Genomic DNA, 15,468 nt, shown 5'->3' on the forward strand with positions numbered 1-15,468 from the left:
GAGGAATCATGCAGCAAATCGAAGTGCTACAGCAAGTTTGGCGCGTCCGCTTGGAGGCGCGGCGCTGTCGGAGGACATGGTGACTTCCAGAATCCTTGTCAGCGCTTGTCTCATGGGCCATGCGGTGCGCTATGACGGCGCAGCGAAACCGCTGCTTCACTCGGCAATCGACCGCTGGCGGGAAGAGGGCAGGCTCGTCACCATCTGTCCGGAGATGTCGGCCGGCATGCCCGTTCCGCGCCCGCCGGCGGAGATCGCGACCGGTAGAACGGGCGCCGACGTGCTTGCCGGGAAAGCGCGTGTGCTGGAGAAAACGGGTGGCGATGTGACAATGGAATTTCGCCGCGCCGCCGACAATGCCCTCGCACTCGCACGCGAGACAAACTGCCGCTTTGCACTGCTGATCGATGGCAGCCCGTCCTGCGGTTCCGGTTTCATCTATGACGGTAGCTTTAGCGGCAAGCGTCTTGCAGGCGAGGGCGTGACGGCCGCACTGCTCAGCGCGAACGGCATCGAGGTCTATTCCGATCGGCAAATAGAGGTTTTGATCGCGAGGCTTGAGAACGAGGGTAGCGGTTCCCGCCAAAAGATTACGCCCCTGCTTCTCTCAGGGGCGCAACCTTTCGCCATTGCAGCGAATTGCCCGTCAGCCTTGAACGTCGACTGACCGGGGCAGGGAACCTCATTAATATGGGCTCAATCTAGGCGAAGATCGAAACCCGACGGATCAAATTTGCGTGAACCGCCAGCCAGAGACGCTGCGACGGGTTCGGCATGAGAGAGCGTCGTGACGGCGGCGGTCTTTGCCGCATGGTCGACGCCCACTGGCGTGCCCGGGGCGTCTGCCGCGGCATCGGCCATCATGGGCCCTGCGGCCTTCATCGCCGCAGCCCGGATCGCCTCCTCCGATGCCTTGTTGACGAAGACGACCGGTGACCCCCCGAGCCAGGCCTCGGTGCGTACCGACTTCACTTCGCCGTCGATCTCCTTGAGCTCGACCCGATCGGTCCCAGGCGCCAGATCCGGGACGACATAGGAGGGCTTCTTCTTCGGCTGTAGCGGCGGACAGGTGCTACAGGAGATCGTCGCGACGCTGGAATTGACGGCCTTGCCGGAGACCATCTCCTCGATCGAAGAGGCCGCCGCCGGGCCGGCGGCATGCAAGAGAGCGGTGGTGATCAGCAGAGAACGCATCTGTCTCCCCTCGAATTTTGTTGAGGCTAGATTAGGCGCTTTCCCTTACCGTCCGGTCAGGAGAATTGGTAAAAATTGAATGATGCGGGGTTTATCGGTATCTCACCGAGCGCTCAGGCCCTTTCGCGCGCGACCGCGCGCCAGCCGATGTCGTTGCGGTAGAAGCCGTTCTGCCAGACAACGCCGCGCAGCGCGGCATAAGCCGCGTCCTTTGCCTCGCTGACGGTCTTTCCCATGGCGGTGACGTTCAGCACACGGCCGCCGAAGGCGACCAGCTTGCCGTCCTTGATTGCCGTGCCGGCATGGAACACTTTGGTGGTGGCGGCGCATGCGACAGGCAGCGTCTCGATTGGCGTGTTTTTCTCATAGGTGCCCGGATAGCCGCGCGAGGCCATCACCACCGTCAGCGCCACTTCGTCGTGCCATTCGGCTGTCATGCCTTCGAGTGTGCCCGTGGCCGCGGCATAGAGCAGCGGCAAGAGGTCGCTCTTCATCCGCATCATCAGGACCTGGCATTCCGGGTCGCCGAAACGGACATTGTATTCGATGAGTTCCGGCCCTTTGTCGGTGATCATCAGGCCGGCGAAGAACACGCCGGTGAAGGGGTGGCCACTTTCGGCCATGCCGCGCACCGTCGGCTCGATGATCTCCTTCATCGTGCGCTCGACCATTTCCGCCGTCATCACCGGCGCCGGTGAATAGGCGCCCATGCCGCCGGTGTTCGGCCCCGTGTCGCCGTTGCCGACACGTTTATGATCCTGCGCCGAGGCGAGCGGCAGCACGGTCTTGCCATCGCAAAGGCAGAAGAAGCTTGCCTCCTCGCCATTCAGATAGGCTTCGACGACAACTTCCGCGCCGGCTGCGCCGAAAGCGCCGGCGAAGCACTCGTCGACTGCGGCAAGCGCCTCGTCGAGCGTCATCGCGACGGTCACGCCCTTACCGGCGGCAAGCCCGTCCGCCTTGATGACGATCGGCGCGCCCTGCTCGCGAACATAGGCCTTGGCGGCTTCGGCATCGGTGAAGCGCCTGTAGGCGCCGGTCGGAATGTCGTATTTGGCGCAGAGATCCTTGGTGAAGCCTTTCGAACCTTCGAGTCGGGCTGCCGCGGCCGAAGGTCCAAAGACCGGAATGCCCGCGGCGCGCAGCTCGTCCGCAAGACCCGCGACCAGCGGCCCTTCCGGGCCCACGACGACGAAGTCGATTGCTTGCTCGCGGCAGAAACCAACGACGGCTTCGTGATTTTCGGTATCGAGCGCGACGATCGTCGCCTCTTCGGCTATGCCCGGATTGCCGGGTGCGGCATAGAGGGCGGTCAGCTTCGGCGACTGCGCGATCTTCCATGCAAGTGCATGTTCGCGTCCGCCCGATCCGATCAGAAGAACCTTCATCGCCACCCCCGCCATCAGGAATTGTTGCGCTGCGGTTAGGACGGCAGGCGGGAGAAGGTCAAGGAAAAAGCGGGCGGGGCTGCAAATTTCCTGCGCGCCGGCCGCAGGTGGTCAGACATGACGTGCAATCGCTGGACGCGCGATGACGTCCTCGTTCGAGTGCTCGAAGGGGCGCATGGTTCGGCCGAGCGCCCAGATCGCGAGGTCCTCGAGCGAAAGCGGCTTGCTGATTAGGTATCCTTGGAAGCGGTCGCAGCCCGCCGCCGTCAGCATCGCGAGCTTCTCCGGGGTATCGACGCCTTCACCGACGACCGCCATATCCTTCGCATGGCAGAGTGCGACGACCGCCTTGAGAACCGGAAGGGATTGCGAGGCGGTCAGGTTCGATACGAGCACCCGGTCGAGCTTGATCGTGTCGGCGGGGTAGTCGATGATCTGCTGGACGGAGGTGTAGCCCGCTCCGAAGTCGTCGATCGATAGCCGCAGGCCCTTCCGCCGCAACTCCTCGATATTCCAGCGCAATTGGTCGCTGACCTTCACGGCGAAAGTTTCCGTGAGCTCGATGTCGACCGATCGGGGATTGAGCCCGTGTCGTGTCAGGCAATCGGAAAAATAGTCGCTGATCGACCGCGAATGCAGTTCGGCCGAAGAGATGTTGATTGCAAGCACCGTGTCCGGTCCGAAGAGGGCTCTCAAGTGGTGGCAATCGGACATCGCCTTGTCGATGACCCACCAGTCGATCTTGGTGAAGAGCCCGGAGCTCTCCGCGATCGGGACGAATTCGTCCGGTGTCACATGGCCGAGAACGGGCGAGTGCCAGCGCAGGAGCGCCTCGCAGCCGGTGACCTCGCCGCGCGCGTTGACGATCGGCATATAAACCAGACGAAACTGCTCGTCGGGATCGAGCGAGCGCAGTTCCTCTTGAATCTGCCTCTGCCGGGTGCGCTTGTCGTTGAGCGCGCGCGAGAAGCGAGCGGAGCGGTTCTTGCCGGCGCTTTTCGCCTGATACATGGCCGCGTCGGCATTCGAGATCAGTTCCGCGACGGTGCTCGCATCCCCCGGGCAGACGGCGACGCCGATGCTTGCCGTCACCGGATAGCGCTTACCGGAGAGCTCGAAGCCGCCGGAAAAGAGGGCGAGGATCGCGGCACATAACTCCTGCACGGTGCGGTCGCCCGCTTTCGACCGCACGAGCACTGCAAACTCGTCGCCCGAAAGGCGCGCCAAAATGGCCGGCTGGTGCCCTTGCTTTCGGGTGATCGCTTCGGCGTCATGCGCGATCCGGGCCGCGAGCGCTTTCAGGAGCTCGTCGCCCACGTCGTGGCCATGCTTGTCGTTGACGAACTTGAAGTTGTCGATGTCGATGAACAACAGGCTGCACTTTTCGCCGGATGCAATAGCCTCTTGGACTGCGCCCGCCGCAAGCATGTTGAAGTGCGCACGGTTGCTGATGCCCGTCAAAGCATCGGTCCAGGAACTCCGCTGTACGAGCTGGAGGGACTGAACGGACTGACGATGCAGTTCGCCGATGTTTCGCGTCAGACGGCCGATTTCTCCCGCCTCGTGCACCTCGGCGATTTCCTCGCGCGCGCCTGCCATGACCGCCATGACATTTGCGTCGAGTGTCGCAATCGGCCCGGTAATGAAGCGGCGGATGAGTACGATGAGGAGCCAGATGGAGAAGAGACTCATGGCGACGGCGCCGAGCGCCAGCAGCACTTTCTGACGCAGCATCAGTGCATCGAAATGCGCGTCCGAAACAGTCAGCGTCGCATGAAGCGAGGGACCGAGCGGCACGCTCGCCGAAAGATCGTCGGTAGCGGCAAGCGGCCAAGGTTGAAGGATGACGGGGGCGCCATATTCCCTCTCGAGAGCGGCCCGCAATTTGAGGAAACGGTCGGGCTGCACCGCCACCTGCATCAGAAGAGCGTTCGCCTTGTTGCTGGGTGCCGGCCGGCCAAAGGTGATCGGATCGACGAATTGGGAATAGACTATCCTTTGCCGGTCGCTGGCGTCGCCGAGATAGGTCCAGTCGCCGAGCCTTGAGCCGTTGATCAGTTGTCGTGCGAGATCGATCTGTGCCTGATCGATTTCCGCAAAAGGATCCCAACTGTTTTCGAAGTAGTACTCCGCTTCCAGTTTCGCGTCGAGAATAGCGAAGGAGACGAAGCCGGCAGGATCATCCGACAGCGACTTCACGCTTTCCTGCAGCCGCACGCCGAGGGCGTTGGCGCGGTATTTCTTGTCCGTTTCGGAGACGTATTGGCGCAGCGCATTGCCGTTCAAAAGCGCATTGAGGAAGCTTTTGCTGCGCCGGACCTCGTTCTGAAAGACGGCGGCAGCATGCTCGACCCGTTGTGAGAGCTTGGCATGCTCCAGTGCGCGGATCGACCGACTCTGCGCGACATGGACCGAGAGGGCTGCAAGAAGATAGCCCGCCAACACGACCGGAAAGATAAGGATGAGCGCACGCTTGCCGAGGGTCACTGGAAATTCGCCAACGTGTTGATGATGCGACGGCGCGCCTGTATCGACTGGATGGACAGTTCCCGCTGATACTGGTTTTTCGCCATGATTTCGGGGGGCGGATAGATTTCCGGATCGGAGCGCATCTCCTCGGGAAGGAGCTTGAGCGCCGCGCGACTTGGGGTCGGCATGTTCAGGGCGAGCGCATTGGCGGCGGACGCCTCCGGAGAGCCGATGAAATTCAGGAACTCAAGTGCCCGCTGCTTGTGGGGCGAATGCGCAACGACGGAAAAGCAGTCGAGCCATGACAAAGTGCCTTCCTTCGGGACCGAATAGCGCCACAGCCCTGCCTTGCCGACCTTGTTGTTGAGCACGTGCTGGTCGCCGCTGTAGCCTAGCGCCAAATGGATGTCCTTGCCCTTCGCCGGATCCTGGATCGAGCTCACGACATAGTCATAGGTCAGCACGGACGGTGCCTGTGCCCTCAAGAGCTCAAAGGCGGCCTTCAGGGTTGCCGTGTCGTCGGTATTGATGGAAGCGCCGAGCAGCAGCAAGGGGGGCACGAACATCTCGCTGTGGTCGTCGAACATGGCGATGTGTTTTTTGAGCGCCGCTGCCGGGCGCATCATGTCCTGCCAGGATGTCGGCGGGCGCGTGATGACGTCAGAGCGATAGAGGATGCCAACAGTGCCCCAGAAATAGGGAAGGCCGGATCCGGCGCAGCGTTTGCGCCATTCTGGCGCATAGTCCGCGAGCGCAGGAAGATTGGCATCGGAGACCGGCTCGATAACGCCCTTTCGACCGAAAAGCCGCGCCCCGTTCTCGTCAACGATGACGAGATCGATATTGCTGCCGGGGTCGGCGAGAATCTCGTCGCGCGCGTCGTCGCTGTCGAAATTGATCTGACGGATAGAAACGCCGGTCTTTTGCGTCCAGCGGTCGACGACGCCCTGGTCGATATAGTCTTCCCAGATGAGCAGATTGAGCGTTTCGGCGCGACTCGCGGACGCGCAAAGCAGTGTTGCCAGAAAGACGGAAACAACCCCGTGCGCCTTCATTCTCTGCCCCTGCTCGCCTCTTGACCGAAGCTATCCGGCAATAATTGAGGAATGCTTACAGCAGGCACTAATATTGCGGCGGACGAGGCGCGGCCGGCATCATCGTGCCGGTCGCAATCGTTATCGCGCCGGTAGCTTCGGCAGGAACACGGTGAAGAGTCCCAGGAGCGGCAGATAGGAGCAGAGCTTATAGACGAATTCGATCCCCTGGCGGTCGGCGAAGATGCCGAGCACGGCGGCGCCCATGCCGCCGAAGCCGAAGGCGAAACCGAAGAAGACGCCGGCAATGAGTCCCACGCGGCCCGGAACGAGCTCCTGCGCGAAGACGACGATCGCTGAGAAGGCAGACGAGAAGATGAAGCCGATGAAGATGCTGAGCACGCCCGTCCAGAACAGGTTCGCATAGGGAAGGAGCAAAGCGAACGGAACGACGCCAAGGATCGAAAGCCAGATGACGAATCGGGCGCCGTAACGGTCGCCGATCGGACCGCCGAGGAATGTGCCCGCGGCCGCTGAACCAAGGAACAGGAACAGCATCAGCTGTGCATGCTGCACGCTCGTGCCGAACTTTTCGATGACGAAGAAGGTGAAGTAGCTCGAAATGCTGGCGAGATAGACATTCTTCGTCGCCGTCAGCAGCACGAGGATGGCGATCGTCCAGAGGACCCGGGCCTTCGGCAGCGGCAAAGCGCGGCTCGGCACGGGCCGGCTCATGGACGAGCGGCGATGCCGCACATACCAGGTGCTCACCCAGGACAGCACGAAGAAGCCGATGATCGCGACGATCGAGAACCACCCGAGGCTGCCCTGCCCGAGGGGGATGACGATGAAGGCAGCGAGCAGCGGCCCCATCGCGCTGCCGGCATTGCCGCCGACCTGGAACAGCGACTGCGCCAGTCCGTGGCGCCCGCCCGAGGCAAGGCGGGCGACGCGCGAGGATTCGGGGTGGAAGATGGCCGACCCGACGCCAATCAGGCTCGCCGCAACGAGAAGCATCCAGAAATGATCGGCGTTGGCGAGAAGGAGGAGGCCCAGGCAGGTCGAAAGCATGGCGACAGGCAGCGAATAAGGCAGCGCCCAGCGATCCGTGATGATGCCGACGGCCGGCTGCAGCATCGAGGCTGTCACCTGAAAGGTGAAGGTCAACAGGCCGATCTGGACGAAGTCGAGCGCGTAGTTCGCCTTGAGCAACGGATAGAGTGCGGTCAGCAGCGACTGCATAATGTCGTTCAGCATGTGGCAGAAGCTGACGGCAAGAATGACGGAGAAGGCTGTCTTTTCCGGACTGATGCTGCCTGTCGAGGTGACCGATGCCATGGGATGTTTCCTTCGGGCGGCTCGCTGCCGGAGCCCGTTTCCGCCTTTCTCTAGCCGGCTTGTGCTTGGCCTGCTTTTGTGATTTGGTCGATTTCTTTCGTAAGTGGGCCAAATGGCGAAATCCGACCGAAACAACCTGCCAAACTTGCTGGATGCGGACCATTTCAGGAGTCTGGAATGGATCGAAAAGGCGAATGCGCCCGTGCTCGCGATCGGAAAGGATTACGGCAGCGGCCTGTTCGTACCTCTCCACAGCCATAGCCGGACGCAACTCTGGTGGGCGCGCTCAGGCGTCGTACTCGTATATACGCCGGGCGGACGGTGGATGATTCCGCCTGGCCATGCTCTGCTCATCCCGGCCGGGATGGAACATTCCGCCGAGATGATCAGCGATGTCCGCATGCATTCGATCTATATCGCGCCGGTGGTGGCAGGCCGGGCACAGCGGCCGCTCGTCCTGGAGATCAGTCCGCTTGTCGGCAGCCTCATCGACGAACTGGTCCGAGTGGAGAACGAGGCATCGTCAGAACGGCGGGAGCACCTGATCATGGATCTGCTACTCGAGGAAATTCCGCGCCTTGCCGAGCGGCCGCTTGGCCTGCCGTTTCCGCGGGACCGCAGGCTCGCCGCGCTTTGTCGGCAATTCCTGGAAGCGCCTTCGGCAAGCGCGAACATCGATGAGTGGGCGGCGCGCATGGGCATCAGCCGACGCTCCTTCACACGGCTCTTCAGACAGGAGACAGGCGTCAGCTTCGGCACCTGGCGGCAGCAGGCCTGCATCTTTGCCTCCCTGCCGCGCATCGCCGATGGCGAGCCGATCACCACCGTTGCGCTCGACGCCGGCTACGACAATGTCGCAGCCTTCACCACCATGTTCCGCCGCATGCTCGGCGCACCGCCGAGCCTTTATCTCGGCAGCCGGCAGGCCTGACCGGCTGAGCCGGCATGGCAAAACGAAGGCTGGGCTGGTGATTGCGGACGCTTGACCGCCCGGGTTTGCGGGGCCAAACAGGAGCCATGAACACTTCATCCGCCGATTCCGGGCGCGTGCACGATGCGCCGTCCAACAACTGGGTCTACCGCGTGCTGCCGCGCGCGCTCTGGCCCTATGCGCAGCTCGCCCGCTGGGACCGGCCGATCGGCTGGCAATTGCTGATGTGGCCCTGCCTCTGGTCCGCTGCGCTCGCGGCGGGAGCGGCAAGAGAGCTCGGCAGCTTCTCGGCCGGCCGCTTCCTCTTCCATGTCTTTCTCTTCATTGTCGGGGCGATCGCCATGCGGGGCGCCGGCTGCACCTACAACGACATCGTTGACCACGACATCGATATGGAAGTGGCGCGCACCCGTTCGCGGCCTCTGCCTTCCGGTCGCGTCACGCGCTTCGAAGCCAAGGCGTTCATGGTGCTGCAGGCGCTTGCAGGTTTCATCGTCCTGTTGCAGTTCAACGGCTTCACGATTTTCCTCGGCATTCTGTCGCTGGCGCTTGTGGCCGTTTACCCCTTCGCCAAGCGCTTCACCGATTGGCCGCAATTCTTCCTCGGCCTCGCCTTCTCCTGGGGCGCAATCATGGGCTGGTCGGCGGAATTCGGCGCGCTGTCGGTGGCGGCGATCATCCTTTACGCTGCCGCCATCGCCTGGACCATCGGCTACGACACCATCTATGCCTATCAGGACCGGGAAGACGACGAACTGATCGGCGTCCGCTCGACGGCGCGCCGCTTCGGCGACAATCCGCGGCCCTGGCTGATGGGACTCTACGGGATCGCCGTGCTCCTGATGTTTTTCGCCTTTCTGGCGGCGGGTGCCGGGTTCTTTGCCTATGCCGGACTTGTTGTGGCGGCGGCGATGCTCGCCTATCAGATCCTGGTACTGAACATCCACGATCCGCTGCAATGTCTTGCGCTGTTCAAATTCAACAGCGTCGTCGGGCTGATCGTGTTCTCGGGACTTGTCCTGGCGCTTCTCGTGCGCCTCATATGAAAAATCCCCCGGAGCTCCGGAGGATCGTTACAACGTTTCGACGTCTGGTGTGGGCGCCATTCAGGCGCACACCGAATGAGGCCTATGCCCAACTCATCTCGGCATCCGCCTTGCGCCGTCTGGCTGCAATCCGTGTGCCGAAGATCGCTCGGATGGCGACGAGGGTGGCGAGCAGGTGCTTGCGCATCTTGTGTCTCCTTCATACGTGTCCTTGGCTATGGAGCGCTTATGGCATGAAGAAGGCGATACGTTTGTTTCCGCGGTAACACTTCCTTGCGACGGAAAAGCCCTCGTGATCGCAGCGGGTGCGTCAAGCATGAAAAGCCGGCTCTTCGGCCGGCTGATCGGTGAGTTGAAGCGCGGAATGCCGCAGTCAGCGCCGGGCGATGATCTCGCGGCCGTCGATCTTCATATGCACGCCGAGATGGCCGGTCGAGCGGCGCACCAGGAAGCGCGGACGGCGTTCGGCGAAGAAGGAGTGACGGCGACGCGGCTTCACCGGCGCGGTGCGGATGTCGCCGAGATGTTCTTCGAGCGGCCGCGCGACCCCATCCGCCTCCACCATCAGCATCGGGGCACGGTAGGCTTCCGCCCAGGCGCGCCAGTCGGCCGCGATATCGGAAAGATCATGCGCGACGAGCAGCGGGATGCAGAGATCCGGATCGTCGTGATGAAGTTCGAGCGTCACTGTAACCTCCCCGTCGCCATGGTCGATCGCCCGCGCCGCAACGCCCTTGAAAGCTCGCGCCGGCAGAGCGATCGAAAGCGGCAGGCCGCTGGATGGTAGCACCTTGCGCAGAACAGCGCCACGCTCGTCAAGGCTGACGCTGACATTCCCCATCTGGCCGCGCAGCGCGTAACTTGCTTGCTGCGGAAAACGCTTCGGGTCAAGCCTGAGCGTGTTTCCAGCCCAAGCCGGTTGAGACAGTGTGTTGCGCATTGCAATTCGCCCTTGTTTTCCTTGAGAGCCGTCGCCGGCCTTTCCTGTCGAGACTTTTCGTCCTCTATGGGCGGGAAGATAGGCGGCCGCTCTTCCGGGCGACTTAAAATTCGCGGTTAAAAAAACTTTGCCTTGTCCGATGGTTAGCGAAAGCCGACGCGGCAAGGTTTCTTTTTCGTCAACGAAAACACGGGCATTTTCTGCACTCGCCCGACGGCCGGTGAAAAGCCACGCACAAGCATTCTGCGTGATCATCGGAACTATCGGAGTGGTTGTGGGGACGTCGGGTACCGACGATCCCCCATCCTTGTTGGTGGGTGGCGCATGGTTTCGACTTATCTCGACTATAATCTCATCGCACGAGACATGAAGGTGAGCCTGAAACGCGTGTCGGATCAGACGATCGTTGCCCGCGACACGCAATATTATCGGGAGAACATTGGCAGTGTGACCTCGGTCGATGAGTTTCTCGCCGACTATCGCCTCTATTCCTACGCGATGAAGGCCTATGGCCTCAGCGATATGATCGAGTCCGTTGCCTTCATGCGAAAGGTACTTGAAAGCGACCTCTCCGACGACAACAGCTTCGCCAACAAGCTGACGGACGAGCGCTACCGTGAATTCGCGATGGCCTTCAGCTTCAGCGGCGGAACGGCGGTTTCCCAGACGGAGGCGCAGCTCGATGAACTGATCGGCCTCTATAGCACCGGCATCCTCGACATCGGCGAAACGCAGAAGGAGGAGACGCGCTACTACAACATCGTGATCGATAAGATCACCAGCGTCGATCAACTCCTGAACGACGATCGGCTGAGGTCCTATGTTTTCACCGCCTACGGCATCGACGAGAATACCTATTCCCGCGAGACGATCCGCAGCATTCTCTCCAGCAATTCCAGCGATCCGGACAGCTACGAGAATACGGTGCTCGAACCCAGGCTCTCCGAACTCGAAGCTGCCAAGGCCGAAGCGCAGGCACGGCTGAAGGAACCGGATGTGACGGCGGCGGAGAAGCTCGAGCTCGAGGCGAAAATCGCTACCTACAACAAGTCCATTGCGGCCACTAACAGCTATTTGGCAATGGCGGCGGCATTCGACTTCAACGCCGATGGCACGGTGGCCGCGGGTGCTGCGCAGACGGCCGCAAACAAAGAGGCCACGAACGAGCTCTATGTCTACAGCAATCCGCGCGTGACGCCGCAGACAGCACTCCTGAACAAGGCCTATTTTGAAGAGAAGATCGCGAGCACCACGACGGTCGATCAGCTCGTGGCCGACGCACGCCTTTATGATTACGTCCGGACGGCCTTCGATCTTAACCAGGTCACGATCGTACCGGCGACGATCAAGAACATCCTGACGAGCGATCCGGACGATCCGAACAGCTACATAAACACGATCGGCAAGGGCAACGAGAACTATAAGGCGCTGGCCAGAGCCTTCAATTTCCAGGCGGACGGAACGCTCGCCGCCGGAGATGCTGCGCAGACGGCAGAACAGACGACGCTCACCTCCAATCGCTACATGACGCGCTACAACGACAAGGACGACGAGGCGGACGAAAAGGCGATCAGCGCCTACAAGACCGCCGTCGCGAGCATGACATCCCTCGACGACTTCATCGGCACCGCGAAGATCTATGATTTCGCGCTGAAGGCGGTCGGCCTCGATCCCGACACCGAAAGCGCGCGGACGATCAAGCGGGTGCTGACCAGCGACCTCACCGATCCAAAGAGCTTCGTCTATACGCTGAACGACGAGCGGTACCTGACGCTTGCCAAGCTGTTCAACTTTACGACGGCGGGCGAAGTCGGCGTTCCCGCGCTGGCCCAATCCGAGACGCAGATCCAGGAAACGGCGAAGACCTACATTGTCAACAAGTCTCGTTTCGGGTCGGAGGACGACAAGGCAGCGGCAAAGGAAGAGGGCGAGTATTACACGGCCGAGATCGCCAAGATTTCCTCGCTCGACGAATTTCTTGCCGATTCCCGCCTTGTCAGCTTCGCGCTCGAGGCGCACGGCATCGATCCGGAGAGCGTGACCGTCGATTTGATCCGTGACATCTTCACCTCCAATCTCGACGATCCCGAAAGCGTCATCAATCAGCAGGAGAATTCCGTCGCCTTCGTCACGCTGGTGACCTCCTTCAATTTCGACAGCGAAGGAAACCTGTTGCGCGAGGCCAAGGACGTCATCATCACGCGCCAGGGACTTTACGAGACGCTCGACCGATATTTGCACCAGACGTTGGAAGAACAGGCAGGCGAGGACAATCAAGGGGTCCGCCTCGCGCTCTACTTCGAACGCATGGCAGGCTCGCTCGTCGACGCCTACGACCTTCTCGCCGACGATGCGCTCGCCGAGGTGTTCCGCACGATCTTCAACCTGCCCGACGAGTTCAGGTCCATGGACATCGATCAGCAGGCAAAGATCGTCGAAAAGAATCTCGATCTCGAGAAGCTCAGCGACCCGGACGAGCTGAAGAAGCTGCTTGCGCGCTTTACCGTGCTCTACGATCTGGAAAACAACGTGAGCGTCGACCCGATCGTGTCGGTGCTTGCCGGGGGTGGCGGCAGCATCGGCATCAGCGCCGATACGCTCATGCAATTGTCGCAGCTCCGGATAGGTGGCTAAGAATTGTTGCCCATGAGAGAAAAGGTTTCAGCGGACTACAACTGAGCCTCGATAGCCGCCTTGTCTATGATCGACCATACCTGCTCGATCCTGTCTGCTCCAAACCGATAGAACACGTTCTCCGTGAATGACACTTTCCTCCCGTTAACGGGGAGGCCGAGGAAGGTGCCTGTGGGCGTGCAGTCGAAGCGCAGCCTGCTTGCGACATGCGGCGGGTCGGAAACGAGCAGTTCGATGTCGAAGAACAAGTCTGGAATTTCGAAGAAGTCCCGTTCCAGCATTTCTCGGTAGCCGGACAGGCCGATGCGCTTGCCGTTGTGAACCACGTCCTGCTGAATGAACTGACCAAGCATTGGCCAATCCCGTCTATTGAGGCAGGCGATGTAGCTTCGGTACAGCGCAGAAAGATGCTGTTTCGTCACGGCAACAGGCCCATCTCTGGTGCGTTCGGATTGCGGGCAGTCCGCCTCTGGCTGAGGCTGTTTGTCAACAAGTACCAGCCTAGCACGCCGATGTTTCCGAGACGCGGCGGACAATCGGCATGACCGAAAGTAGGGGGTGTTCTGAGCGAAAGTAGGGAGGTCGCGGCCTGGCGATTGGCGCTATGCGGTGAAGCACACGTGCCGAGGATCACGTGGCCATCGACGTCGGAGTGGGAGGAGCGGAATGCCGCACGGCTTCTCACCCCGCCTGTCCAGCCATCACGGGAGGAAAACGTGATACGCCTGTTGCTGCTAGCGCCCTATATCGGGCTACTATGGGTCCCCTTCTATAACTTCGAGGAGCCGCAACTCTTCGGCTTCCCCTTCTTCTACTGGTACCAGCTCGCCTGGGTGCCGCTGACGTCGCTCATCACCTATTTCGTCTACAGGAGCGTGCGTCATGACGGCTAATATCGACATGTCGGCGCTTGCCGTCTTTATCTTCTTCTTCGTGCTCGTCACCGCCATGGGCTTCTTCGCGTCGCGCTGGCGCCGGGCGGAATCGCTCGATCACCTGGACGAGTGGGGCCTCGGCGGCCGCAAGTTCGGAACCTGGATCACCTGGTTTCTGGTCGGCGGCGACTTTTATACCGCCTATACGGTCATCGCCGTGCCGGCGCTCGTCTATGCGATCGGCGCTTACGGCTTCTTCGCGCTGCCCTATACGATTATCGTCTATCCGCTGGTCTTTGCCGTCATGCCGCTGCTCTGGAAAGCGGCGAAGGAGCGTGGCTACGTCACCGCCGGTGATGTTGTCCGCGGCACCTACGGCTCGCGCGCCCTCGAGCTTGCGGTCGCCTCGACCGGCGTGATCGCCACCATGCCCTACATCGCGCTCCAGCTCATCGGCATGGAAGTGGCGATCAAGGCGCTGGGCTTAACCGGCGAGATGCCGATCATCCTCGCCTTCCTGGTGCTTGCACTCTACACCTATTCGTCCGGCCTCCGGGCGCCGGCACTCATCGCCTTCGTCAAGGACATCATGATCTATATCGTGGTGCTCGCGGCGATCATCGTCGTCCCCTCCAAGCTCGGCGGTTATGGCGCGGTCTTTTCGGCAGCGGATGCGGCGTTCGAGGCGAAGGGCAAGGGTGGGATCCTGCTCGATTCGACGCAGCTCGTGCCCTATGTCACGCTGGCACTCGGCTCGGCGCTTGCTGCCTTCATGTATCCGCATACGCTGACCGGCATCTTTGCTTCGTCAGGCGCCAATACCATCCGCAAGAACGCGGTGCTGCTGCCTGCCTATACCCTTCTGCTCGGCCTCCTGGCGTTGCTCGGCTATATGAGCCATGCCGCGGGGCTGCAACTCGAGAGCAACAACGATGTCGTCCCGGCACTGTTCAAGACTCTGTTTCCGGGCTGGTTTGCAGGCTTCGCTTTCTCTGCGATCGCTATCGGCGCGCTGGTCCCGGCGGCCGTCATGAGCATCGGCGCGGCGAACCTCTTCACCCGCAATTTCTGGAAGGTCTGGGTCAATCCGGATGTAACCGCTGCGGGTGAAGCGCAGGTTGCGAAGATCACCTCGATGCTGGTCAAGGTCGGGGCGCTGCTCGCCATCCTCCTGCTGCCGACGCAGTTCGCGCTCGACCTGCAACTGCTCGGAGGCCTCTGGATCCTGCAGACGCTGCCGGCGCTCGTCTTTGGGCTCTACACGAGCTGGTTCCGGGCTCCGGCGCTGCTTGCCGGCTGGGCCGCCGGCTTCATCGGAGGTTCGGCTCTCGTCTGGTCGGATGGACTGAAGCCACTACACGCTCTCGCCTTCGACGGCGTGACCGTCTCGGTCTATACCGGACTTCTGGCGCTGACGCTCAACGTCATCGTAGCGGTGGTCGTCAACCTCATCGTGCCGGCGAAAGAGACTGCCGACGACGACCTCACGGTCGCTGAAGCCGAGTCGCGCAGCTAAGTCCAAGGGGCCGGCCGGATCACGCCGGTCCCTTGCGCGATACTCCAGTTGCCGATGCCGGTTTTCGCGCGTCGCGTTGCCATTCGACCGGCGATATGGCAAT

General features: G+C 61.4%; 13 protein-coding genes. 6 read left to right on the top strand and 7 right to left on the bottom strand.

Translation table 11 applies throughout. From position 1 onward, the window contains the following. Positions 1-79 precede the first annotated feature (79 nt). Positions 80-667, top strand: a complete 588-nt coding sequence (locus M728_RS02665) for a DUF523 domain-containing protein (RefSeq protein WP_084044238.1) — start codon at positions 80-82, stop codon at positions 665-667. 29 nt (positions 668-696) lie between these two features. Here M728_RS02665 and M728_RS02670 read toward each other — a convergent pair whose 3' ends face one another. The 5 genes from M728_RS02670 to M728_RS02690 form a co-directional block, all read right to left on the bottom strand. Next, positions 697-1,194 (bottom strand): plant virulence effector HPE1-like domain-containing protein, encoded by a 498-nt coding sequence (locus tag M728_RS02670; protein WP_026618477.1) that lies wholly within the window; start codon positions 1,192-1,194, stop codon positions 697-699. Between the two features lie 113 nt (positions 1,195-1,307). Next, positions 1,308-2,582, bottom strand: coding sequence for a phosphoribosylamine--glycine ligase (gene purD, locus M728_RS02675; protein ID WP_026618478.1), 1,275 nt, complete (start codon positions 2,580-2,582; stop codon positions 1,308-1,310). Between the two features lie 111 nt (positions 2,583-2,693). After that, positions 2,694-5,069, bottom strand: a complete 2,376-nt coding sequence (locus M728_RS02680; protein WP_084044220.1) for a bifunctional diguanylate cyclase/phosphodiesterase — start codon at positions 5,067-5,069, stop codon at positions 2,694-2,696. Next, positions 5,066-6,106 (bottom strand): spermidine/putrescine ABC transporter substrate-binding protein, encoded by a 1,041-nt coding sequence (locus tag M728_RS02685; RefSeq protein ID WP_026618479.1) that lies wholly within the window; start codon positions 6,104-6,106, stop codon positions 5,066-5,068. The genes M728_RS02680 and M728_RS02685 overlap by 4 nt, the downstream gene beginning before the upstream one ends. Before the next feature lie 120 nt (positions 6,107-6,226). After that, positions 6,227-7,423, bottom strand: a complete 1,197-nt coding sequence (locus M728_RS02690) for an MFS transporter (RefSeq protein WP_026618480.1) — start codon at positions 7,421-7,423, stop codon at positions 6,227-6,229. A gap of 112 nt (positions 7,424-7,535) precedes the next feature. Here M728_RS02690 and M728_RS02695 point away from each other — a divergent pair, with 112 nt between their 5' ends. Together M728_RS02695 and ubiA are read left to right on the top strand one after the other, a co-directional pair. After that, entirely contained in the window at positions 7,536-8,354 is an 819-nt protein-coding gene (locus M728_RS02695; protein ID WP_026618481.1) for a helix-turn-helix domain-containing protein, read from the top strand. An 86-nt stretch (positions 8,355-8,440) separates the two neighbouring features. Then, complete coding sequence (ubiA, locus tag M728_RS02700; RefSeq protein ID WP_026618482.1) at positions 8,441-9,400, top strand: 4-hydroxybenzoate octaprenyltransferase; 960 nt, start codon at positions 8,441-8,443, stop codon at positions 9,398-9,400. A 373-nt stretch (positions 9,401-9,773) separates the two neighbouring features. Here the strand turns inward: ubiA and M728_RS02705 are convergent, their stop codons facing one another. Next, on the bottom strand, positions 9,774-10,340 hold the full coding sequence (locus tag M728_RS02705; RefSeq protein WP_026618483.1) for a DUF6101 family protein: 567 nt from the start codon (positions 10,338-10,340) through the stop codon (positions 9,774-9,776). 324 nt (positions 10,341-10,664) lie between these two features. Between M728_RS02705 and M728_RS02710 the strand changes: the two genes are divergently transcribed. Then, positions 10,665-12,974, top strand: a complete 2,310-nt coding sequence (locus tag M728_RS02710) for a DUF1217 domain-containing protein (RefSeq protein ID WP_026618484.1) — start codon at positions 10,665-10,667, stop codon at positions 12,972-12,974. Between the two features lie 35 nt (positions 12,975-13,009). Here the strand turns inward: M728_RS02710 and M728_RS02715 are convergent, their stop codons facing one another. Further along, the gene (locus tag M728_RS02715) at positions 13,010-13,396 is read right to left on the bottom strand and encodes an ester cyclase (protein ID WP_026618485.1); all 387 of its coding nucleotides are present in this window, start codon (positions 13,394-13,396) and stop codon (positions 13,010-13,012) included. A gap of 294 nt (positions 13,397-13,690) precedes the next feature. Between M728_RS02715 and M728_RS02720 the strand changes: the two genes are divergently transcribed. Both M728_RS02720 and mctP read left to right on the top strand, forming a co-directional pair. Beyond that, a complete protein-coding gene (locus tag M728_RS02720) occupies positions 13,691-13,867 on the top strand; it encodes a DUF3311 domain-containing protein (RefSeq protein WP_026618486.1) in 177 nt (58 codons plus the stop codon). Beyond that, a complete protein-coding gene (gene mctP, locus M728_RS02725) occupies positions 13,857-15,365 on the top strand; it encodes a monocarboxylate uptake permease MctP (RefSeq protein ID WP_026618487.1) in 1,509 nt (502 codons plus the stop codon). The genes M728_RS02720 and mctP overlap by 11 nt, the downstream gene beginning before the upstream one ends. Positions 15,366-15,468 lie beyond the last annotated feature (103 nt).

Source organism: Ensifer sp. WSM1721 (assembly GCF_000513895.2).
Taxonomy (GTDB): Bacteria; Pseudomonadota; Alphaproteobacteria; order Rhizobiales; family Rhizobiaceae; genus Sinorhizobium.

What these genes read in the sequence shown, in the direction of transcription:
- M728_RS02670 (WP_026618477.1), bottom strand. Translation starts at nt 1,194, where the DNA reads ATGCGTTCTCTGCTGATCACCACCGCTCTCTTGCATGCCGCCGGCCCG.
- purD (WP_026618478.1), bottom strand. Translation starts at nt 2,582, where the DNA reads ATGAAGGTTCTTCTGATCGGATCGGGCGGACGCGAACATGCACTTGCA.
- M728_RS02685 (WP_026618479.1), bottom strand. Translation starts at nt 6,106, where the DNA reads ATGAAGGCGCACGGGGTTGTTTCCGTCTTTCTGGCAACACTGCTTTGC.
- M728_RS02690 (WP_026618480.1), bottom strand. Translation starts at nt 7,423, where the DNA reads ATGGCATCGGTCACCTCGACAGGCAGCATCAGTCCGGAAAAGACAGCC.
- M728_RS02695 (WP_026618481.1), top strand. Translation starts at nt 7,536, where the DNA reads ATGGCGAAATCCGACCGAAACAACCTGCCAAACTTGCTGGATGCGGAC.
- ubiA (WP_026618482.1), top strand. Translation starts at nt 8,441, where the DNA reads ATGAACACTTCATCCGCCGATTCCGGGCGCGTGCACGATGCGCCGTCC.
- M728_RS02705 (WP_026618483.1), bottom strand. Translation starts at nt 10,340, where the DNA reads ATGCGCAACACACTGTCTCAACCGGCTTGGGCTGGAAACACGCTCAGG.
- M728_RS02710 (WP_026618484.1), top strand. Translation starts at nt 10,665, where the DNA reads ATGGTTTCGACTTATCTCGACTATAATCTCATCGCACGAGACATGAAG.
- mctP (WP_026618487.1), top strand. Translation starts at nt 13,857, where the DNA reads ATGACGGCTAATATCGACATGTCGGCGCTTGCCGTCTTTATCTTCTTC.